Origin of the sequence: Bifidobacterium aesculapii (assembly GCF_001417815.1) — a bacterium.
GTDB classification, from domain to species: domain Bacteria; phylum Actinomycetota; class Actinomycetes; order Actinomycetales; family Bifidobacteriaceae; genus Bifidobacterium; species Bifidobacterium aesculapii.
This window is the reverse complement of the sequence record NZ_BCFK01000037.1, coordinates 47,099-69,710: the sequence shown is the minus strand read 5'-3', so window position 1 is coordinate 69,710 and position 22,612 is coordinate 47,099. Positions and strand designations below refer to the sequence as shown.

Here is a 22,612-nt window from a genome sequence, read left to right as displayed (position 1 = left end):
GTATGGCGCCCAACACGGCTGCCGCAGCATTTGCGGGATTCGTGCCGACCGTATTCCCCTCACCATTCCAGTGCAATGAGCTGAACAGTTCGGTATCGCTCTGAATGCTCTGCTCCATGCCGGGGTACTTGTCGTGGACAAGAACAGGCCGCACATCCTTGGCGAAACGATGAACCAGGAACGTGGAAGACCTCAACCCTAATTTCGTCAGATGGATATGGTGGTTTATGGAGAGATGAAATGCGGGCGGAGAGGAAGTACGATGCCACTAAAGCAGCAAAAGCATTATTGGCTTTACGGTGCGTTAAATATGAAGAACCATCGTTGCTCTTCGTGAGGCAATTGTAATCGGTGGCAACATATCTGCGGATAAGCAGGAGGGGAAGGGGAACAGACTCGCCTTCTTGGAATCTTTCCAGCCAACAATCCTGGGCAATGTTTTGCAGAACCGACCAATCAACTTCAAATGTCCATGTTTCATCCTGCCGTCCAAGATTGCTGATATCGACGGTGCGGCGTAGCTGTTTCAGCCAAGGGCGGTCCTCCTTGAAGGAGACGCGGCGTTCTCCGTACCTCAGGCATTCGTTGGTTTGCAGTCTGTATAGGAACTCCATTTCCCCGGACAACAGCAGCGAATTGAAATGTGTTGATATATACTCACCTGATGCGAGATTCTCGAAATGGGCCACCGTGCCCTTCCCCTTTATGACTTCATCGTCTTGCATCCACGCCGGATTGGCAGGAGGATTGTGACCGTCATACGCCTTTACGATCACAATCCTGGAACTTACCGTCCGTGGACAAGCACGTGCTCTATAGATGAATTAATCATGCCGCTGGCAATAAGACAATTAAAAACTCTTATATGCATTGAAAGGAAGCTCGGCAATTCTTTTTCCGCGTTCTCCCCTCTCCTGTATGGCCTTGATGCCCTTGACAAGCTCTATGTCGTTCGATTGAGCGGATGTAATGATTAACCCTCGATTGGTCGAGCTTGACAAGGTCGCGCGCTTCGCCTTAGGGCGGTAATGCTGCTCCCGCTGCCACTGGAGCAAAGGATCGGAAATACCTGATGCGGTCATGCCTGCCTCCATAACGTGTATGCGCTCGCCTTGCGGCTGGCCAAACCAACTACCAGCATTGTGCTGCTCCTAACGTCTCTCGCATGCTGCGCGATAAAAATATACTGCCGAGGGTACCACTTCGTATGGGTAAACTGATTAACATAGCCGTCTTCTTCGCCTGAGGCAAATCCTCATTGGCGTGTCGTACTTGCGCGGTCTGCTTGCAGACATGAGACCGTAGTCTGGAGGCTGGCTGGAGTACGAAGTTTGCGGTTCGGGGGTGTATGAGAATAATGGGTAGCGGATGAACAGAATCGTGAGGGAACAGGCGCACAGGCGCGCAGTCAGGAGAACGAACATGAGCGGCAACACAACGCAATCGTCGAACATCGTCGACTTCGCGGGGCACGGGCGCGTGCCGCGGCTCGGCATGGGCACGATGGCGCTCGCCATCGAAGGCCGTCCAAGCCGCGACACCGCCATCGCGACGATCCACGCCGCGCTCGACGCCGGCGTGCGATACCTCGACACCGCATGGTCGTACTACCTGCCGTCCGCGCCCGGACCGGACGGCACCGGCGCGCCCGTGGATTTCGGGTACGGCGAAACGCTCGTGCGCGACTCGCTCGCCACGTGGAACGGGCCGCGCGACGAGGTCATCGTCGCGACGAAGACCGGCTACCGGCGCACGATCAGCGCGGCGCCGGAGCCGGCAGTGACGGACGATGCGGACGGCGCGGCCGGTACCGGCGCGGCAGGCAGTGGCGCAGGGGCCGCGGACGATGCCGGCACGGAAGTCGTTGACGGCGCACGCACTGCCGGTGCCGGCGCGGCCGGTCGGCAGCGGCTGCAAGCAGCCGGCAGCCGGTACGGGTGGATGGCGGATTCGCGCCCGGAGGCGATGATTCGCGACGCGAAGGAATCCGCGCGGCACCTCGGCGTCGACGCGCTCGACCTGCTGTACTCGCACGGACCGGACCCGTCCGTGCCGTACGAGGAGACGGTCGGCGCGTTGAAGACACTGCTCGACGAAGGCGTGATCCGGTACGCGGGCGTGTCCCGCGTGAACAACGAGCAGATCGACGTGGCGCACGCGATACTCGGCGACGGCCTGATCGCCGTACAGAACCAGTTCTCGCCGTCGCACCCCGATCCGGAAGGGACGATGGCGCATTGCGCGGCGCTCGGACTCGATTTTGTCTGCTGGTCGCCGCTCGGTGGATTCCTCGACCCGTTCGACGCGCACGCCTACGACCCGTTCCGCGCGGTCGCGGCCGCGCGCGGATGCTCCTACCAGCGGGTCGTGCTCGCATGGGAGATGACGCGCTACGATCGCCTGTTCACGATTCCCAGCGCGCGCAATCCGCATGAGATCCGCGATTCGTTCGCCGCGATCGACATGCGGCTGGATGACGACGAACTGGCGCTGCTGGGCGCCGGAGTGGCGGGGCGCTGAGGGGGCGAGCCGGTCGGAGAACGCCCGCACGTCGCTCGGCGCCGCCGTACCGGGGCATTGAGTGCTGGGCGTCGGGGCGTTAAGGTGCTGAGACACTGGGCGTCGGGTACTTGGGTATTTGAGCGCTGGGTGACTGGGCTGACTGAGGCGTGCACCGTTCCTATGCGCGATTATCGTGCGGCAATCGGCCTTGCAGCGCATGAGAATCGCGCATAGAGGGTGGTCGCGGTTGGGGTTCAATGCCTTGGCGTTACGGCCCCTTGGTACTACGGGGCATCTCGGCGCTACGGCACCCTGTTACCTCGGACATAGAAAAACCGCCTGATATGACTGCTGCGGTGCGGCGAACGGTGGTTACGAGCCTACAAACAACCAATGCGCATCCCCCAATGTGCTTGGGTGGTGTAGGCATCGCATGTCGTGTGTACGTCCTGACGAATGTTCGCTGTGCAGCCGGTCACTCCGGCGGTGGTCTCGATGGGTGATGTTCTATGTTCTGTTATATGTTGCTGCGGCGAATCGCTGGGGCGCCGGGGCGCCGGTGAATGGGGCGATTCCGTGCCGTGTGGCTGGCGGGTCCTGCGAGGAGTCGTTGCGGTCCACTGATGCCGTTGGCCGGGCGGGTTCCGGTGTCGGAACGCTGCCCTGTGGTTATGGACGTTGTTACGTTGTTGCGCTCTTACATTGTGACGCTGTGACGTTCATGACCGGGCAGGTGTGGCCGCTACGTGGCCGTCGACTGTGGGTCAGTTGTGGGCCCGGCTGGTGGTGCTGTATTGGAAGGCCCCATGGACCAGAGCCGCCGTGAAGTGGGCGCCGCACAGGCCGGCTTCCTCCGCTTCGTGAGTGCATCCCGCGATGCTGCAAATATGCTGTGACATGGGTTCTTCCCCTTCTTTGGGCCTTTATCTACTTCGCCTTCTCGTAGGTCCGGAAGCTTCTCCGCTTTCGAGCACTTCCCAGTGTACGCGCGATGACTGACGGAACCAAAGAAAACGGTTGAATGTGTAACACAAGTCACATTAGAGCGCCAGTGTATCGGCGTGTCGGGTGGTATTCGGGTTGTCTTGCTGCGGCCGCCGACGGTGGTATGGTCGGCTTACGTGACGGCGGTCGACAGGAGGGCGGCGGCGAGTCGGCCGACTCGCATGGTGGTGATCGGGCGGTCTTATGCGACGGGACCAGACGAATGCGTGCGTGGCGTGTCCATGATTGCAAGAGTGGTGTCGGACCTGTGCGGTCGGGTCGGGGTATGAACCTGTGCGGTTCGGTCTCGAACTTGCGCGGTTCGGTCTCGAACCTGTGTAGTTGGCGCGTGAACTTGCGCGGTTTGGGTATGAACCTGCGCAGTTTGGCTCCGAACCTGTGCAGTCCTACGGCGAACCTGTGCGTGGGGGTCGTGAAGGCCGGTTTGCGACGGGTGGGGTGTCGTCGGTGGTTTCCTTGGTATTCCGGGCTTTTCGGAATATGGCGCATATGCTCCAATGTCTTGCGGAGGGCTTCTTTCAGCACCCCTGTGCGCAGATTGGGGCTTGGACTGCGCAGGTTCGCCCGCCGACTGCGCAGGTTCGCCGTCCAATCGCGCAAGTCATGCCCTGAACCGCGCAGGTTCGCGACAACAAGGGAAAGCAGTGGGTAGGTCGGCAATGCCACCGTGGCCACCGTGGCAATCCCTGCGGCGGAAAATACGGAGATGGATCCATTGTTCCGTGCAAACCGCCGCTCAGAACAACTCATCGGCGGATATTACGGAGAAAGACCCACTGCTCCGTGCAATCCGCCGCTGAGCGGACGTCAGCGACCGAAAATACGGAGCAATGGGCTCAAATCCGTGCAATCCGCCGCTGGCCGATGGCTTTTTCGCCATGGTTTCCATTGTCTCAGTCGGCAGGCTCATCACAGGCAAAAAATGTCGGTTGTTGTGGTAAAATGACCCCTATCGGGATGTTTGCGCAAACATTTCTTGCGTGGCAAATCGATGCGCCGGGTGAAGGAGCCGGTGCGTGCCCGAGTCGCATGGTGGCGGAGACGCATGGTATTGCAGCGAAGCGGTCATCGGGCCGACGAGGGCGCGAATAAGCGAAAAGCTGGAAGTAAGGAGCATTATGAAGGCTATTCGAACATCGCTGGCCGCAATGGTTGCGGCGGCAACTTTGTTGGGGGGAGGGGCGCTCGCCACGACGAGCACCGCGTATGCCGCAGATGGCAACGCCACCATTACCGTGACGCCGAACCCATGGAACGCCAACTCATTCGAAGGATGGGGCACCTCGCTCGCCTGGTTCGCCAACGCCACCGGCAGCCTGGGCGAGGAATCGTCCATCACCGACAACCTCGGCGACGAGGCGTCCAAGAAGAAGGCCGTGGAATACGGCAAGCAACTGCGTGAGCAGTTCTACCAGTCCGTTTTCGGCGAGACCGGCCTCGACCTCAACATGGCCCGCTACAACGTGGGCGGCGGCAACGCCTCCGACGTGGCCTACGGCTACCCGTTCATGCGTCAGGGCGCCGCCGTGCCCGGTACGTGGAAGGACGACGCCGACGGTTCGGCCAAGACCTACGGCGACGGCGTCACCACCAAGCAGGCGGACAAGGACAAGCTCGCCGCCGCGTTCGACCCGACCGACAGCAGCCAGTACGACTTCTCCAAGTCCTCCGCGCAGGACTGGTGGATCAGCCGCGGCGCCACCGGCGACAACCCGGACATCACCGACATCGAGGCGTTCTCCAACTCCGCGCCGTGGTTCCTCACCGAAAGCGGCTACGCGACCGGCGGCTACAACTCCGGCAAGAACAACCTCAAGGATCCGGAGAAGTTCGCCCAATACCTCGCCAAGAACGTAGAGCATCTCGAAAGCCTCGGCGCGAACGTCGACACCGTCGAGCCGTTCAACGAGTCCGAGACCAGCTATTGGGGCACGCCCGGCGACACCGCGGCCGATGGCCTCAGCGATGCATGGAGCGGCGCCAACGGCCAGCTCGTCAAGCGCTACTGGAACAAGTACTACAAGGACAAGAACGCCGAAGCCACCCCGTACTCGACCGGCCTGAAGAAGCCGCAGGAGGGCATGCACGTCGACAACGCCCAGCAGCAGCAGACCCTCAACGCCCTCGCCGCCGCGCTGAACGGCAACGAGGACACGATCATCGCCGCCACCGACGCCACGAACGCCAGCGACTTCATCAAGTCGTACAACGCGTACCCGCAGGAGGTGCGTGACCTCGTCGACCAGTACAACGTGCACGCGTACGGCGACGGCGGCCAGATGCAGGCCCGCGACGTCGCCCAAGCCGACGGCAAGAAGCTCTCGATGAGCGAGGTGGACGGCTCCTGGCAGTCCGGCTCCTACAACCCGTACGGCTTCGACAACGCGCTCGGCATGATGAGCAAGATCAGCTCCAACGTGACCCGCCTGCAGTCCAAGGACTTCACCTTCTGGCAGGTCGTCGAGGACCTCTACAACATGCAGATGGGCTCGAACGTCAACCCGGCCGGCGAGAACACCAACTGGGGCACCGTGCTCATCGACTTCGACTGCACCGTGGCCGGCGCGGACGGCAAGCTCTACTCCGAGCGCCGCGTCAACAACAACGGCGGCAAGACCGACGGCATCGCCCCGTGCACCGTCATCGCGAACGCCAAGTACAACGGCGTGAAGGCCATCACGCACTTCATCCACCCCGGTGACAAGGTCATCGCGAACAACGACGAGAACAATACGATGACCGCCACCGCTGCGGACGGCACCACGCAGACCATCGTGCACCGCAACTCCGGCACCGCCGCGCAGACGTTCGTCATCGACCTCTCCAAGTACGGCGAGATCGCCGACGACGCGTCCGGCGACCTGTACCTGACCACTGAGACCGCCCAGGAGGACAAGGACAAGGGCGTGGACGCCGCCACTCCGGAGGTGTTCGCCAAGACCAGCAACGTCAAGCAGGCCGCGGGCTCCGTCGTAATCGACAAGGCCGCCAAGACCGCCACCGTGACGGTTCCGGCTCGCTCCATCGCCTCCATCCAGCTCAAGGGCGTCTCCGGCGTCGCCAAGGACGCGGGCGTGCAGTCCGGCCACGCGTACCAGCTCGTCGGCAAGCAGTCCGGCAAGGTTCTCGCGAACGTCGCCGCCGGCGACTCCGCGCTGTCCCTCGCCGATGCGGCCACCACCGCCGACGCCGCCAAGCAGCAGACCTTCACGTTCACCCCGATCGAGCAGCCCGCCGATTCCGAGCGCCCCGACCTCAAGGCGTTCGTGATCACCAACGCTGACGGCAAGGTGCTCGTCTCCAAGGACGGCACCAACGCCTTCTCCGATTCGCTGACGGTCGAGCAGGCCAAGAGCGACAAGACCGCCGAATGGATCCTCAACACGTCCAACGGCTCCACCTACCAGCTGCTCAACGCGGCCGCCAAGCAGAACCTTGACGTGGACGGCTCCAAGACCGCCGTCGGCACCAAGGTCGGCCTGTGGCAGTCGCCGAGCGGCACCTCGCCCGCCTCGAACCAGACCTGGACGCTGCGCGACGTCGTTCCGACCGGCGCTAAGCCCGTGAACGTGCAGACCGCCGTCAACGCCCCCGCCCAGCTGCCCGAGACCGTGACACTCTACTACGCGTGGGGCGAAGGCCCGGCCACTGTCTCCGATTGGGACGTGACGAAGGTCGACACGGCCAAGACCGGCACCTATGAGGCCACCGGCACCGCCAAGGACATCTACGGCAACGAGTTCAAGGTCACCGCGAAGGTCTACGTCGGCGCGTTCGACGTGACCGATCCCGCCTCCGTGACGCTCGCCGCGGGCGCCACGCTTGACGCGGTCAAGGCCGCGGCACCCACGACCGTCGACGCGCACGTCGGCGCTTCGCCGGCGTTCGCGCGCGGCGTCACGTGGGATTGGACGAAGCTCGCGGATACCGATTTCGCCGAAGCCGGCGAGACCGTGACCGTCACCGGTGCCGTCGACACCGACGACGGCACCGGCAAGACGATCGCCGCCAAGCTGACCGTATACGTGACCGAAGGCGAGACCGTGAACGGCGAGAACCTCGCCGCCAAGTTCTGCAGCGCCTCCGAGGCGTCGTCCACCGAAGGCTCGAACACCGTGCAGAAGACCTGCGACGGCGACAACGGCACCTCCTGGTCGAACTGGAAGAATCAGTCCAGTGCCGACGACAAGGACCCGTGGGTGAGCTACACCTTCGACAACGCGTACAAGCTCAACGACCTCGACTTCGTCTCGTACGGCGAGGCCACGCCGAAGGCGTTCACCGTGCAGTACCTCGACGAGGACGGCATGACGTGGAAGGACTCCGACGTCAAGGTCGAGACCGGCGCCAAGATCAACGGCGGCGACGTCACCACGGCGAACCTGAACGCGCTGCCCGCCACCAAGGGCGTGCGCCTCAAGCTCACCTACGCCGACAACGCCAACTACTACGCCAAGATCGCCGAAGTGCGCATCTTCCAGGCGCAGCAGACCGCGAAGCCGGCCTCTGACGCCACGCTCGGCGACCTGCGTGTCGACGGTAAGAGCATCCTCGATCCGAAGAACGAGACCGGCAAGTACACCGTCGACCTGCCGTATGACGCGCAGGCCAACCCGGTGCTGCAGGCCTTCGCCACGGACAACGCCGCCACCGTCAAGGTGACCGGCGATGTCGTGGAAGCCGGCAAGCTGGGCGGCACGGCCGTCATCGACGTGACCGCCGCGGACGGCGCCACCACCAAGCAGTACACGGTGACGTTCAACGTGGACGAGCTCACCGGCCTTACCGTGACCGGCCCGACCAAGACCGAATACGAGATCGGCGAAGCGCTCGACCTCACCGGTCTCAAGGTCAACGCCGTCTACGAGAGCGGTGAGACGGTCGAACTCCAGCCGTCCGACGATGCGAGCGCCGGTTATGTGGTCTCCGGATTCGACTCCACCGTCGCGGGAGAGAACAAGCCCGTCACCGTCACCTACCGTGGCAAGTCCGCCACGTTCAACGTGACGATCAAGCCCGCCCCCGTCACTCCCGAGCCGAAGCCGCAGCCCGCGCCTGGCGCCAAGCCCGCCGGTGGACTGTCCGCGACCGGCGCATCCGTAAGCGGCGTGGTGGGCGTCATCGCCCTGCTCGTCGCCGCTGCGGGAGTGGTGCTCATCACCCGCAAGCGCCGCTCGTAAGCCGCGCGAACGCCGCGCACAACCGGCGTCGGCCTACGGGCCGACCCGGTCGCGCGGCTTACGCGGCCGCACCGGCCCGTAGACCATCAGCGACACCGGGAATCCCCGCACATTCGGGATTCCCGGCCGACCGTGCGGCACCGCGCGCACCATACGTGACTGTCACGCAACCGACGTTCACCTATTCACATACCCACGCAGTGCCGCACATTCCAATCACAGATTTTCTCAGGGGAAGAATCATCTCAATGAAGAGCAACAACGGCAAAAGGACGTTGATCGCGGCGATCGCCGCGGCGGCGACGCTGCTGTCATGCGGACTCGCCGCATCCAGCGCCAGCGCGGCCGGCGTCGACTATCTGCCGACCATCGACCAAGTACCCACCTACACCAACTTCCAACCCACCACCGACCCCGGCAGCGGCTCCAACGACTACTTCAAGCCGTACTGGTACGCCAAGAACGCCGACGGCAACGGCGGCACCCACATCCAAGCGCACGGCGGCCAGGTCGTCAAGGTCGGCGACGCCTACTACTGGTACGGCGAAGACCGCTCCAACGGCTACGACAACAGCCCCGGCGTCCACGCGTACATGTCCAAGGACCTCTACAACTGGACCGACCTCGGCGTCGCCCTGCGAGCCGTGACCAGCAAGGCCCAGCTCACCGACAAGACCAACGCCGACTACGTCTACTTCGACAAGGCCTACAACCTGACCAAGGACGACGGCACCGTGGACACCGCCAAGGCGGACGCCATCTTCCCATACCTCAACACCAACCCCGATCAGGACGGCGACGGCAAGAAGGACTCCGTACAAGGCATCTTCGAACGCCCGAAGATCATCTACAACGAGAAGAACAAGCAGTACGTGCTCTGGTGGCACTCCGACGGCAGCACCACGCCCGGCGGATCCAACTACGCGCGTGCGCTCGCCGGCGTGGCCGTCTCCGACAACCCGGCCGGCCCGTTCACCATGATCGGCGCCTACCGTCTGCCCAACCAGAACAACTGGAAGGAAGCGGCCGGCAACCCCAGCTGGGGCGAGAACGGCGACAGCCGCGACATGACCGTGTTCGTCGACCCGAAGGATAAGAGCGCCTACGTGCTGTACTCCTCCGAAGCGAACGCCACCTTGTACATCGCCAAGCTCAACGACGACTACACGAACGTGGTCAAGACCACCACCGTGGACCAGTCCGAAGGCGAGAAGCAGTACTCGGCGGACGGCAAGTACCCGTACATCCTCGCCGACGGCAAGGATGGCGCGCCCGTGCGTGGCGAGGACTTCCAGATCGTCAAGCAGAACGGCTCGCTCGAAGCCCCGGCCGTCTTCCAATACAACGGCCGATACAACATCATCGCCTCCGGCGCCACCGGCTGGGCTCCGAACAAGCAGACCTACTACACCGCCGACTCCATGCTCGGCAGCTGGACCCGTGGCGTGGAGAAGAACGACGCACACGAGAACACCTGGTACAACAGCATGCCCGAAGGCGCCGATGGCCTCCTGTCCGTAGGCGACAGCCGCGGCACCACGTTCGGCTCGCAATCCGCCAGCGTGCTCGCCGTGGACCAGGCCAAGGGCCACTTCATCTACCTCGGCGATCGTTGGGACGACGGCAAGGCCGATTCCACCTACGTGTGGCTGCCGTTGACCATCGGCGAGAACGGCTCCATCGAAATGCACAACCCCGCGCAGGAAGGCGAGCCGGACGGCTGGGGTCTGGACTACTGGGACAACCACGGCGGCGCCAAGGGCTCCGTGGTGGATTGGACCGTGAACGATGACGTGCCCGAATCCGTCAGCACCGGCGGCACGGTGAGTCTGCCCGGCGAGGTCGACGTCACCGAAGGCAAGGGCGACGCGGCCAAGACCGTGAAGGTCAAGACCACGTGGACCGTTGACGGCGGCACGCCCGTCGCCGGCAAGACCGGCACCTACGTGTTCAACGCGCCCGGCACGTACACCGTCACCGGCACGCTCGCCGAAGACACGAACTTCAACCCCGGACGCACGTTCCGCCGCCAGGTTTCCGTGACCTGCTCCGACCCGGTCGCCAGCCCGTGGAAGGAAATCCACTGGAAGGGCGGCAGCGCCTGCAAGGTGGCCGCGGCCAACGGTTCCTACGATTTCTCCATCACCGACAACGCCAACAACGGCGTGTGGACCGACCGCAACGAAGGCAGCTCCGTCTACCAGTGGGATGTGCTGGAAGCCGGTGAGACGCTCGTGACCACCGTCAAGCCGGCCGATTTGGGCGGCAACAACGATCCGCGCGCCGGCCTCGTCGTGCGCAACAGCCTTGACTACGCGAACGGCGGCAAGGGGTACGCCACGCTCCTCGCCAGCCCGAGCGGCATCTACATGCAGTACGATTCCGACGGCAACGGCTACATCGACAAGGAAAGCGGCCACGTGGGCTCCGGCTTCGGCACCAGCACCGGCACCGGCGTCCAGCTCAAGCTGGAACGCATCTCCGAGGACCAGCTCAAGGGCTACTGGCGTGCCGGCGATGCGGCCGCCGATGCTGAGTGGCAGGACGTCGCCACCGTGACCCTGAGCGGCGCGGACGCCGCCGGCCTTGATGCCGGCGTGTTCGCCACGTCCAACAACAACAAGGGCGCGTTCACCGTGCTGTTCAACGGCACCGCGTTCGGCTCGCAGACCGCCGCGGTGAAGTCCATCACCGCAGCCGGCCCGCAATCCACCATCCCGCAGGGCCAGACGCTGGAACCGAAGGATGTGACCGTCACCGCCACGCTGACCAACGGCAAGACTCGCGTGCTCGAACCGGCCGAATACACGATCGCAGCGGACACCTCCAAACTCGGCAAGCAGGACGTCACCGTCACGCTCGTGGCCGACAAGACCGTGACCGCCAAGACCACCGTGACCGTGGAAAGCAACCTCGCGCGCCTCTACTGCGCCACCGCAGCCGCGTCGAAGTACGAACCGGCCAGCAACTGGGCCTCCGCCTCGCTGCCGTCGCTCACGTGCGACAACGATCCGGCCACCAACTGGTCGAACTGGGGCACCGGCGACAAGACCCCGTGGCTGAGCTACACGTTCGGCAACGCCGAGCGCAAGCTCGACAAGCTCACGTTCACCGTGGACAAGGCCAAGGGCGAAGCCGCGCCGAAGAGCCTCACCGTCTCCTACCTCGGTGAGGACGGCGCCACGTGGACGGACGCCACCGACGCGCAGGTTCCGGCCGTGACCGTCAACACCGCCGCCGGCGCCTCCACCGAAGCCGACCTGAGCAAGTTGCCCGCCACCAAGGGTCTGCGTCTCAACCTCACCTACGCGGACGGCAACGACTACGCGAAGGTCGCCGAAGTGAAGATCAGCGAACAGCAGGGCGGCAGCGAGCCCGAGCCCACGCCCTCCAGCAACGCCGATCTCGCCTCGCTGACCGTGGACGGCAAGGATCTGGAAGGCTTCACCGCCTCCGAGACCAAGTATGACGCCGCGTCCCTGCTCGCCGGCGACGCCTCCGCCTACCCGCAGGTGGGCGCGACGGCCGCCGACGCCGACAAGGCGAAGGTCGCCATCGAACAGGCGACCGCGGACAACGGCGGCACCGCCACCGTGACCGTGACCGCCGAGGACGGTACGACGAAGACCTACACCGTGGCGTTCGGCGCGCTGCCGAAGCTCGCCGAACTTCGGGTGGAGGTCGTCAAGAGCACCTACCAGGTGGGTGAGGAGTTCGACCGCACCGCCTCCGGTGTGAAGGTGTATGCCGTGTACAAGATCGGTGACAAGGAGACCGCGAGCGATTTGATCGACTCCGGCGACGCTGATCTCACGTTCACCGGCTTCGATTCCTCCAGCGACGGCACGAAGACCGTCACGGTTTCCTACCGTGGCCTGAGCGCCGAGTTTGCGGTGACGGTGACTCCGAAGCCCGCCGTCGTCAATGCTGCGCCGACGATTTCCGGTGCGGAGGATGTGACGGTCGAGGTTGGTGCGAAGTTCGATGCGCTGGCCGGTGTGACGGCCTCCGATAAGGAGGATGGCGACCTGACCGGGTCGATTGAGGTGTCCGGTTCGGTGGATACCTCGAAGGCCGGCGTGTACAGGCTCACGTATTCCGTGACCGACAAGCAGGGCGCATCCGCGACGAAGCAGCGCACGGTGACCGTGAAGGCGAAGCCGGGCGCCAAGCCGTCCAGCAAGCAGCCTGGTCTGTCGGAGACCGGTTCGGCTGTGGCCGCTCTGGCCGGTGTGGCCGTGATGGCCGCGCTCGCCGGTGGCGCGGCTCTCGTGCTGCGCAAGCGCCGCGCCTGATGGCGGCCCGTGTTGGGCTGGCATGGTTCGGCCGGACTGCTGTCCGGTCGGGCCTGCCGGTTTCCGGCTCGTTGATGGCGTAGGCCTTCGATGGTGGATGGCCCGGATCGCGTTTCCTTCCTTTGGAAGGGATTCGCGGTCCGGGCCATTCGTCGTTACGGGATGCGGTGTTGCGGCCCACGGGTCTGTGGGTTTCGGCGTGGATGTGGCCGGATGTTGCACTTGCAAATTGAATCCGAAAGGTGCGTGCAAACGTAGGCGGCTGGTACAATGGAGACCGTCGTTATGTTTGCGCAAACATCGAACATGACGTGGGCCGATGAAGGACGGCCCACCGGGGGACCATCGGCAAACGAGCCGCCGCAGTGATGCGGCACGCGTCAAGGATGCGCGACTCCGGCACACCATAGGAAGGAAAATAAGTATGACAGCAACAACCCGATGGGTGGCCGCGTTCGCAGCAGCCGCCATCATGGCTGGAGGCGGCATGCTTGCGGCACCGGCGGCGCTCGCGCAAGACGCTGCGCCGACCGCCCAGCAGGCCGTGGCAGCGGCCGCCGCATCCGGCGATTCAAGCACCGGCGGCACCGACGGCACAGCAGACACCACGCCGAAAGTCACCGAGCAGGAGCAGGCCACGCTTGACCAGCTCACCGCACAGCAAAGTGCCTCCGATTCCGCCGCGAACGCCGACGCGGACGCCGACGCGAACGCCGACGCCGCGAACGCTGACGCGGACGCGAACGCTGACGCTGACGCTGACGCTGACGCTGACGCTGACGCTGACGCGAACGCTGACGCTGACGCTGACGCGAACGCCAAGGCATCCGCCCCCGCCATCAGCGAGGACCAGCTCAAGGACAAGAACTACATCCTCTACGCCGTCAACGCCGGCGCCAACGAAAGCTCGTTCCCGTCGAACTCCATCGACCGCGCCGAACAGTACCAGGGCGTCGCCGAGCCCAAGTTCCCGGACCGCGTGGCCAACACCATCCCGGACCAGACCTACAACGCGGACGCCGCCGCGGATTCCGACGCGAACAGCCCCTACTCGTGGGGCATCGTCGACCCGGACAGCACCACCAACCCCGTCAAGCGCGGCGGCAGCGGCAATAGCTGGCCGTACAACACCTACTGGCAGACCAACGTCGGCAACAAGGACGGCGCCAACAACCTGCTCAAGGCCAACCCCGACTACGACACCAAGGGCGGCGTGACCTACCGCTTCGAGATCCCGCAGCGCGAGGACGCCAACGCAGTCAACAAGTACAACGTGCGCCTCGGCTTCCACACCGGCGGCCGCAACCGCTTCCTCAACGTGTACGCCAACGACGTGAAGAAGATCGACAGCCTCCTACTCGTGGCCAACGTCAAGTACGTGGAAGGCTTCCAGACCGAAGCCAAGACCGACCCCGCCACCGGCAAGCAGGTCATCGACGTGCGCGTCCAAGCCGATACCCCGCTCGAGGACTGGATCGACGCCAACAACGACGTGCAGGTCAAGTACATCGAGGTCTCCGCCGAACCGGTCTACACCAAGGACAACCTGCCCAAGCTCATCGAGGACACGCAGGACGCCAAGCTCACGCCGCTCAAGTCCGGGTACCAGGCCGACGGCCAGGGCACCAAGAACTACACCGCGCCCTACGACAAGGTGACCCCCAACGCGAGCAACCTCAAGAAGCTCGCCGCCGCGCGCGCCACCGCCGAGAAGGTCAACGCCGACGCGAACGCCACCTCCGACGAGATCTTCGACGCCTACGACGGCCTGAAGAAGGCGTTCGACAACGTGCGCTTCATCTACCACTACACCGGCATCACCGGCACCAACGGCGCCAAGATCTTCGACGACAACGGCACGCTCATCCAGGCCCACGGCCCGCAGATCCAGCCGGTCTCCGTCGACCTGCTCGCCGATGCGGACAAGAAGCTCGACGCCAACAAGGACGGCAAGATCTGGGTGTGGGACGGCGAGGACAAGACCAACGGCCTGCTGCCCAGCGGCGTGCACATCTACTACTCGGACGACCTCTACAACTGGGTGGACAAGGGCCTCGGCTTCGCCACCTATCAGGATGAGGCCGACTTCGAGAAGAAGGTCAAGGACCCGAACGACCCGTACAGCAAGTACTACACGGTCGAGAAGATCAAGAACGACCCCGACTTCCAGAACGTGTACGGCAAGGACTTCAAGGCCTTCGCCGACGACAAGTCCAACTACAACATGAGCTCGCCGGAAGATGCGCTCGCCAACGTGAAGTACGACCTGTCCGTGGCGGACAGCGCCGTGTACGAACGCCCGAAGATGGTCTACAACAAGGCCACCAAGCGTTGGGTCATCTGGTACCACGCCGACGGCCCGATCCGCGGCAACCCCACCTCCGGCAGCTACTCGAAGGCCAAGGCGGGCGTCGCCATCTCCGAAGGCTCCGACCCGGCGGGCCCGTACAAGTACCTCGGCTCGTTCCGCATGAGCCCGGGCCGCAACTCCGGCAACCCAGGCATGGCCCGAGACATGAACCTGTACGTGGACGAAGGCAAGGACGACAACGGCGACGGCGTGGACGACGCGTACCTCATCTACGCCAGCAACGACAACAGGGACCTGACCATCTCCCTGCTTGACAAGACGTACACCAAGCTGGTCGTGCCGCAGGCCGAGCAGAAGCAGGGCACGTCCGTCAAGGACGGCGCCACCTACGCGATCGCCGCCACCAACTCCAAGGAGGCTCCGGCCCCCGTGAAGTACCAAGGCCACTACTACATCATCTACTCGGGAACCACCGGCTGGTCCCCGAACGAGAACAAGGTGGCCGTCAGTGAGAACGACAGCATCCTCGGACCCTACAAGGAGGTCGGCAACCCGTTCGTCTCCGGCGACGGCACCAACCAGAGCCGCGGCAACGCGTTCACCACGCAGAGCAGCTACGTCATCCCGTACGACACCGCCAAGGGACAGTACATCTACTTCGCGGACCGCTGGTTCAACCCGGATGACAACCGTGACATCAGCCAGTCGCGCTACGTGATGACGCCCATCCAGTTCGTGGGAGGCAGCCTGCGCGTGCTGCCCGCCGCCGACTGGACCACCGACCTGCTCGACAAGTATCAGTCCGTGGAAGTGGTCACCAAGCTGCCCACCGAAGCCGGATCAGCCTCCGAACTCGTCGCCTCCCTGCCCAAGACGCTCGAAGTGCGCGTGGGCGACAAGACTGTCAAGACGCCTGTCTCCTGGACCCCGTACTTCGGCACGGACCAGAGCTTCGGCCAGGTGACCATCAAAGGCACGCTCCCCGAGCTGGACGGCATCACCGTGAACGCCACCGCCACCATCTACCCGAAGAGCGCCGTGCTCTTCATGGATGCCGGCAGCGATCCGGACAACGAGTCCGCCTACTACAAGACGCTCGTCAAGCACGCCGACGACCTCATCAACACCAAGGTCAGCGACCAGCAGTACAAGTCCGGCGCCGAGAACGCGTGGGGTCTGTCCAGCGTGAAGGGCACCGACGTGGAAGCCTACGACACCGGCGACAGCGACATCTACCAGACCGGATACTGGGCCAAGGGCGGCAAGAGCATCGAGTACAAGGCCGACCTCAAGGCCGGCACCTACACGGTGCAGGCCGGATACAAGGAATGGTGGAGCAACAAGCGCCAGACCGTATTCAGCGTGTCCGCCGACGGCAAGACCCTGGGCGAGACCAAGATCGTGCCGTCCGGTTCCGGCAACGCCACCGACCAGGTGAAGTTCACGCTCGACAAGGACGCCACCGTGACGTTCCTGACCAAGTCCACCTCCGGCGGCGACCCGCTGCTCAGCTGGATCGGCGTGGCCAAGGTCACCGCCGACCAGGCGGTGTCCGTCGCGCCCGTGGACGGCGTCAAGGCGTTCCTCGAGGGCGCCGAGAACGGCCCCGACCTGCCCGCGAAGGTGACCGTGACCCGCGCCGACGGCAAGACCGAGGAGCGCAAGGTGACGTGGCAGTATGACGCCAAGTCGCTCGCCGACTTCGCCCCCACCGCCGTGCGCGGCGTGGTGGAAGGCACCACCCTGCCCGCCACCGCCACCGTGCAGCGCATCCCCGCGAACCTCGAGTACTTCATCGACGTGAACGGCGGCGACTCCTCCGCCACGTACGAGACGGCCAAGTCGCTCACCAAGGATGGGCTCAAGAACGCGAAGGCCGATCAGACCTTCGCCGAAGCCGACGGCTGGGGCAACGCGTCCACCAACTACGGCAAGCAGAACGACGGCAACGCCGACCCGTACGCCTCCGGTATCTACGCCGGAGCGGACGGCGACGAGGGCGCGCTGAGCTACAAGCTCACGCTCGCCCCCGGCAAGCACACCGTCTCCGTGGGCCTGCACGACTGGTGGAACGTGACCCGTCCCACCACCGTCACCTACCAGTACGACGGCCTCGACAAGGCCGCCACGCTGGGCACCGGCAACGCCAACGGCGGCAACAGCGTCGTCTCCGGAACCATCGAGATTCCGGCGGGCGAGGCGAAGGTCGTCACCGTCACGCTCACGTCCTCCGAAGGCACTGGCCCGGTGCTCAACTGGGTGGCCTCCACGAAGCAGGGCGGCGAGCCCGAGCCTGAGCCGGAGCCGGCAAAGCCGGTGTCGGCCGAAACCGTGAAGCTTACGGTGAAGGCCGGCGAGACGCCGAAGCTGCCGGAGACGGTGAAGGTGACGTACTCCGACAATTCCGACAAGGACGTCAAGGTGACGTGGAACGAGCACGACTGGGCCGCTGAGAAGAAGGCCGGTACGGTCGAGCTTCGCGGTGACCTTGAGGGCATCGACAAGTCCGTGCTGCGCGCGAAGGCCGTGGTCACCCTCACCGATCCCGGCACGACGGTTCCTCCGACCCCGCTGAACGCCGCGCCGACGATCTCCGGTGCGGAGGATGTGACACTGACGGTTGGTGCGAAGTTCGATGCGCTGGCTGGTGTGACCGCTTCCGATAAGGAGGATGGTGACCTGACCAAGTCGATCAAGGTGTCTGGTTCGGTGGATGCCGCGAAGGCCGGCGTGTACAAGCTGACGTATTCCGTGGCCGACAAGCAGGGTGCGAAGTGCACGGTGGTGCGCACGGTGACGGTGAAGGAGAAGGCCGCTGAGCCCAAGCCTGAGCCCAAGCCGTCTGCCGGGCTGTCCAAGACCGGCGCGTCGGTCGCCGGCGTGGTCGGTGTGATCGCGCTGCTGGTGGCCGCGGCGGGCGTGGTGTTCATCACCCGCAGGCGTCGTGGCTGATGAGGCTTTGGGATTGGCCGTCGGCGGGTGTGTCGGCGGCTGTCCCGTGCCTCTGTGGTTTGCCGGCATGGTTCGGACGGGCTTCGGCCCGGCCGGGCCTGCCGGCTTCCCCGGTTTCCCCGGCTTCTCTGGGTTTCTCTGGATTTCCCGGATCCCCCGATTCTTCTGGATTCCCGGCCCGTTGAGGGTACGGGCCTTCGATGATTCGATGATGGATGGCCCGGATTGCGGTTCCTTCCTTTGGTTTGGGAGGGGTTCGCGGTCCGGGCCATTCGTGTTGTTCTGCGGCGCGGGGCGATCTTGGGGGGGAGCCTTGGCCTGCCCCAAGGCCATTAAGGTTGAGGGCACAGTGGAAGCGGACGAGGCCGGTGCCTGAAAGCTGGCCTCATGTTGCGGGTGGTGTGTTTTCTAGATGTGCGCCAGGTGCGCAATCGTTCTGTCACCATCGTTCCGTCACCATGAATCGTTCCAAGACCACGAGTGTGTCATCATTCAAGGGGAACGTCGAATCTGAAAACTCGTTTCGGTAGTCGCTGGAATTCCAGAAGGTTTCGTGCTTGGATCGCCATTGTGCCGCGGTCGTATCGCCCTCGCCTTCGTCGATTGCATGCTGGTCGGAGACATCGGCCAGTCGTACTACAGCCGCATCGGTGGTGGTCAGCACGGCCACCCCGCGTCCGTCGGAATCCATCAGTACGGACCGGTCGCCGATCCGCGGCAATGGGTCGGCGGACTCGGTGTAATCGATGAGCAACGCTGCGGTGGCGGTTTTCGTACCGTCGAGGATGAGTCTGACCAGTCGGTCGCGTTCTGGTTCGGGCATCATGAACTCGGATTTCGGCAGGTTCGCGAGGTCCGATGTCGAGCGTATCGGACGTAGTCCACGTAACGCAGGTACGCGGGACCGGCTATGAATCCAATCGGCGGCCTGTGGGTCGATGGCGCGAACGACCCACAGCAGGTTCTGCCACTGGGCATCAAGATATTGCCGTTCGGCGTCCGCATCCGATTGGATAAGCGGTTCCTGATGACTGCAACGATTACGCATATCCAACAGCTGAACGACGTGTGCCTCGAACTCCCTGCGTCGACGCGATTTGTAGTATGGCATGCCACCGTTGGCGCGGTCGCGCAATGCCTTCCATACGGTCGGCTCCAGTTTGCGCACCAGAAGGAACCGCCATGAATCCAGAGACAGTCCCGCAACCACGCGGTCCGGGGTGATGCTGTGGCCGGCATGACGGACGCGCCGTTTGACACGTTCGACGGCCTTGCGGAACTCGTAGTCGAAACCGAAATAATCGGCTTGGTCGAACCAATCCTCCCGATCGCAGTCGGACGCGAGACGTTCGGCGATGAAGTTGCGCAACATGACTTCGGCATGCGCGATGTCCTCAAGATACGCTTTGGACATACGTGTGTTCCACACGTACAGCGCGACCGGGTCCAACGCTGATTCTTCGTATCGGTGCATGCGCTCCGCGGAGAACCAGTTGCGCAGATCGGCGACGGTGGCTTGCATGTTATCGGCCATGGAGCCTATACTAACGAATGCAAGGCCCCGTGAAAGTCACTCATGCGAAACATCATGAAACTCCGGGGTCAACGTATACCAGTCATGGCGGCTTGCGGCTGTTCCATGTCGCTGTGATTTGACGTAGGCCGGACTGCCGCCCGGTCGGCTCTTTCGGCTCTTCCGTTTCTTCCGGCTCGTTGAAGACGCGTAGGCCTTCGATGCTTTGATGATGGATGGTCCGGATTGCGGTTCCTCTCTTTGGTTTGGGAGGGGGTTCGCGGTCCGGGCTGTCCGGGCCATTCGTGTTGTTTTGCGTGGCGCGGGGTGTGCGCCGGGTGATGGCCCGGGTCGTGGATTTTCTTTCGGGGAGGTCCGTGGCCCGGGCCATCTGTTGGGTTATAGGCCAAATTGTGTGTCTGGTGGTCTGGTCGTGGGATGGCTATTCGGTCCGGGTGTGGAACTCGTTCCAGTCGATGCCGGTGCCGTGGTGCATGGGGATGCCGAACGCGGGCGTGAGCATGGGGTAAGCGTTTCGGCCGCGAGTTTTTTCATCTTCTCACAGCCTATCTCGCAGTTGTGTGTAGCGGCACGGGCGCGCCACGGACATCCTGGGGTTCAGAACCGCTGAAAATGGCCATTCCGCACCATGCTGATACCAGCGTTCCCGCCGTGTGCCACGGCAAGCTACACACAACTGCAAAATAGGCCCGGACCATCTGTTGTTGCGGGGTGTGGGCCGGGCGGAGCCGGTGTTGTTCGGTTACGGTGTCGCATGGCTGCGGTGTTGTCTGGTCGGGTTGTCTGGTTTGGGTTCCAGTGGCGGGATTGGCTGGATATGGTGTTATGGCCCACGGGGCTGTGGGTCACAGTGCGGATTTGGCTGGATGTTGCGCCTGTGGCCCAAGGGGTTTGGGTTTCAGTGTTGTTTTTGGTTTGTTCGGGGTGTTGTGGCCCACAATCGCGCGCATTGCGGCATCGGGCGTGCCATGATGGAACCATCCGTGACGAAGGGAGCATCGGAAGCATGAAGGACGTCAACGCAAGCCCGGTGAACGCAAGCATTGTCAACGCGCGACCGGTCAACGATGAATCGGCCCGTGTGGGACAGGCCGGCGCCGGGCCGGGCAACGCCGTGACTGATGCCAATGCCGCACCGGCTGTCGCCGTGCCGTTCGCGGGCAAACGGGTGCCACGTCTCGGCATGGGCACGATGGCGCTCGCCATCGAGGGGCGGCCCGACCGGAATACCGCCATCGGCACCATCCATGCGGCGCTTGACGCCGGCGTACGCTACCTCGATACCGCATGGTCGTACTACCTGCCGAGCGTGCCCGGCGCGGACGGCACCGGCGTCGCGGCCGACTTCGGCTATGGCGAACTGCTCGTGCGTGACGCGCTCGCCAGTTGGGACGGCCCGCGCGACGAGGTGCTCGTCGCCACGAAAACCGGGTATCGTCGGACGATCGACGTGACGCCGGACGGTCCGCGTACGCCGAACGAGCCCGAGGAAGAGACAAGCTCGCCGGATGTGCCTGGTGCCCACATCACCCACATCGGTGAGTCCGCCGAGCATCCCGAATTCCCCGCGCCTGCCGGAACCTCCGCGCCCGTGCCGAACGCTTCGGGCGAGCCGCCCGCGCAGTCCCGCCAGCGGCTGCAGGCCGCGGGCAGCCGGTACGGGTGGATGGCGGACTCGCGCCCGGAGACGATGATCCGCGACGCGAAGGAATCCGCGCGGCACCTCGGCGTCGACGCGCTCGACCTGCTGTACTCGCACGGGCCGGACCCGTCCGTGCCTTACGAGGAGACGGTCGGTGCGTTGAAGACGCTGCTCGACGAAGGCGTGATTCGGTACGCGGGCGTGTCTCGCGTGAACAACGAGCAGATCGACGTGGCGCACGCGATGCTCGGCGACGGTCTGATCGCCGTACAGAACCAGTTCTCGCCGTCGCACCCCGATCCGGAGGGGACGATGGCGCATTGCGCGGCGCTCGGACTCGACTTCGTGTGCTGGTCGCCGCTCGGCGGGTTCCTGGATCCGGTCGACGCGCGCGCCTACGAGCCGTTCAAGCGTGTGGCGGCCGCGCGCGGATGCTCCTACCAGCGGGTCGTGCTCGCATGGGAGATGACACGGTACGATCGTCTGTTCACGATTCCCAGCGCGCGCAATCCGCATGAGATCCGCGATTCGTTCTCCGCAACCGGCATGCGGTTGGAAGATGACGAACTGGCATTGCTGGACGCCGGGGTGGCGGGGCGCTGAGGTGTTGAGGTGTTGAGGGCGCGTTGAGGGTGTTGAGATGTTGAGCGGTGAGCAGTGTTGAGGCGCTGAAACGTTGAGGTATCGGGGCGCTGAAGTGTTGAGACATTGAGGCGTTGGGCGTCGGATACTTGGGTATTTGAGCGTTGGGCGCCGGGGCCGATCGAGGCGCCCCGCTCCTATTCCTATGCGCGATTTTCGTGCGCAAAACGGCCTTGTAGCGCATGAGAATCGCGCGTAAGGTGCGGCTGAGGTGCGGCTGAGACGGCGTATGGGCGTGGGCCTAGAAGCTTGGGTGCCTTGGGCTCGGTGACTCGAGGCATAGAAAAACCGCCTGATATGACTGCTGCGGTGTGGCGAACGGTGGTTACGAGCCTACAAACAACCAATGCGCATCCCCCAATGTGCTTGGGCGGTGTAGGCATCGCATGTCGTGTGTACGTCCTGACGAATGTTCGCTGTGCAGCCGGTCATGCTCCGGCGGTGGTCTCGATAGGTGATGTTCTATGTTCTGTTATATGGTGCTGCGACAATCACCGGGGTGCCGGGAACGATTCCGTTCCGTGCGGCTGGCTGGCATTGCGTGTGTAT

8 protein-coding genes are annotated in these 22,612 nt (G+C 63.9%); 5 read left to right on the top strand and 3 right to left on the bottom strand.

Annotated elements, in window-relative coordinates; all coding sequences use genetic code 11:
- Positions 1-59: 59 nt before the first annotated feature.
- On the bottom strand, positions 60-776 hold the full coding sequence (locus BFAL_RS11000) for a hypothetical protein (RefSeq protein WP_152973560.1): 717 nt from the start codon (positions 774-776) through the stop codon (positions 60-62).
- Positions 777-851: 75 nt separating this feature from the next.
- The gene (locus BFAL_RS05965; RefSeq protein WP_055427507.1) at positions 852-1,082 is read right to left on the bottom strand and encodes a hypothetical protein; all 231 of its coding nucleotides are present in this window, start codon (positions 1,080-1,082) and stop codon (positions 852-854) included.
- 340 nt (positions 1,083-1,422) lie between these two features.
- Here BFAL_RS05965 and BFAL_RS05960 point away from each other — a divergent pair, with 340 nt between their 5' ends.
- From BFAL_RS05960 to BFAL_RS05945, 4 genes are all read left to right on the top strand, one after another.
- Complete coding sequence (locus BFAL_RS05960) at positions 1,423-2,520, top strand: aldo/keto reductase (protein ID WP_055427506.1); 1,098 nt, start codon at positions 1,423-1,425, stop codon at positions 2,518-2,520.
- Between the two features lie 2,105 nt (positions 2,521-4,625).
- On the top strand, positions 4,626-8,687 hold the full coding sequence (locus BFAL_RS05955) for a bacterial Ig-like domain-containing protein (RefSeq protein WP_055427505.1): 4,062 nt from the start codon (positions 4,626-4,628) through the stop codon (positions 8,685-8,687).
- A 248-nt stretch (positions 8,688-8,935) separates the two neighbouring features.
- Entirely contained in the window at positions 8,936-12,982 is a 4,047-nt protein-coding gene (locus BFAL_RS05950; RefSeq protein WP_055427504.1) for a galactan 1,3-beta-galactosidase, read from the top strand.
- A gap of 424 nt (positions 12,983-13,406) precedes the next feature.
- Positions 13,407-18,245 (top strand): immunoglobulin-like domain-containing protein, encoded by a 4,839-nt coding sequence (locus tag BFAL_RS05945; RefSeq protein WP_152973559.1) that lies wholly within the window; start codon positions 13,407-13,409, stop codon positions 18,243-18,245.
- Positions 18,246-18,684: 439 nt separating this feature from the next.
- Here the strand turns inward: BFAL_RS05945 and BFAL_RS11580 are convergent, their stop codons facing one another.
- The gene (locus BFAL_RS11580; protein ID WP_152973558.1) at positions 18,685-19,779 is read right to left on the bottom strand and encodes an ASCH domain-containing protein; all 1,095 of its coding nucleotides are present in this window, start codon (positions 19,777-19,779) and stop codon (positions 18,685-18,687) included.
- Positions 19,780-20,962: 1,183 nt separating this feature from the next.
- Here BFAL_RS11580 and BFAL_RS05930 point away from each other — a divergent pair.
- Complete coding sequence (locus BFAL_RS05930) at positions 20,963-22,024, top strand: aldo/keto reductase (protein WP_082440412.1); 1,062 nt, start codon at positions 20,963-20,965, stop codon at positions 22,022-22,024.
- Positions 22,025-22,612: the final 588 nt, after the last annotated feature.

Excerpts from the sequence above, each read along its gene's own strand:
- BFAL_RS05965 (WP_055427507.1), bottom strand. The coding sequence starts at position 1,082 with ATGACCGCATCAGGTATTTCCGATCCTTTGCTCCAGTGGCAGCGGGAG.
- BFAL_RS05960 (WP_055427506.1), top strand. The coding sequence starts at position 1,423 with ATGAGCGGCAACACAACGCAATCGTCGAACATCGTCGACTTCGCGGGG.
- BFAL_RS05955 (WP_055427505.1), top strand. The coding sequence starts at position 4,626 with ATGAAGGCTATTCGAACATCGCTGGCCGCAATGGTTGCGGCGGCAACT.
- BFAL_RS05950 (WP_055427504.1), top strand. The coding sequence starts at position 8,936 with ATGAAGAGCAACAACGGCAAAAGGACGTTGATCGCGGCGATCGCCGCG.
- BFAL_RS05945 (WP_152973559.1), top strand. The coding sequence starts at position 13,407 with ATGACAGCAACAACCCGATGGGTGGCCGCGTTCGCAGCAGCCGCCATC.
- BFAL_RS11580 (WP_152973558.1), bottom strand. The coding sequence starts at position 19,779 with ATGGCCGATAACATGCAAGCCACCGTCGCCGATCTGCGCAACTGGTTC.
- BFAL_RS05930 (WP_082440412.1), top strand. The coding sequence starts at position 20,963 with ATGGGCACGATGGCGCTCGCCATCGAGGGGCGGCCCGACCGGAATACC.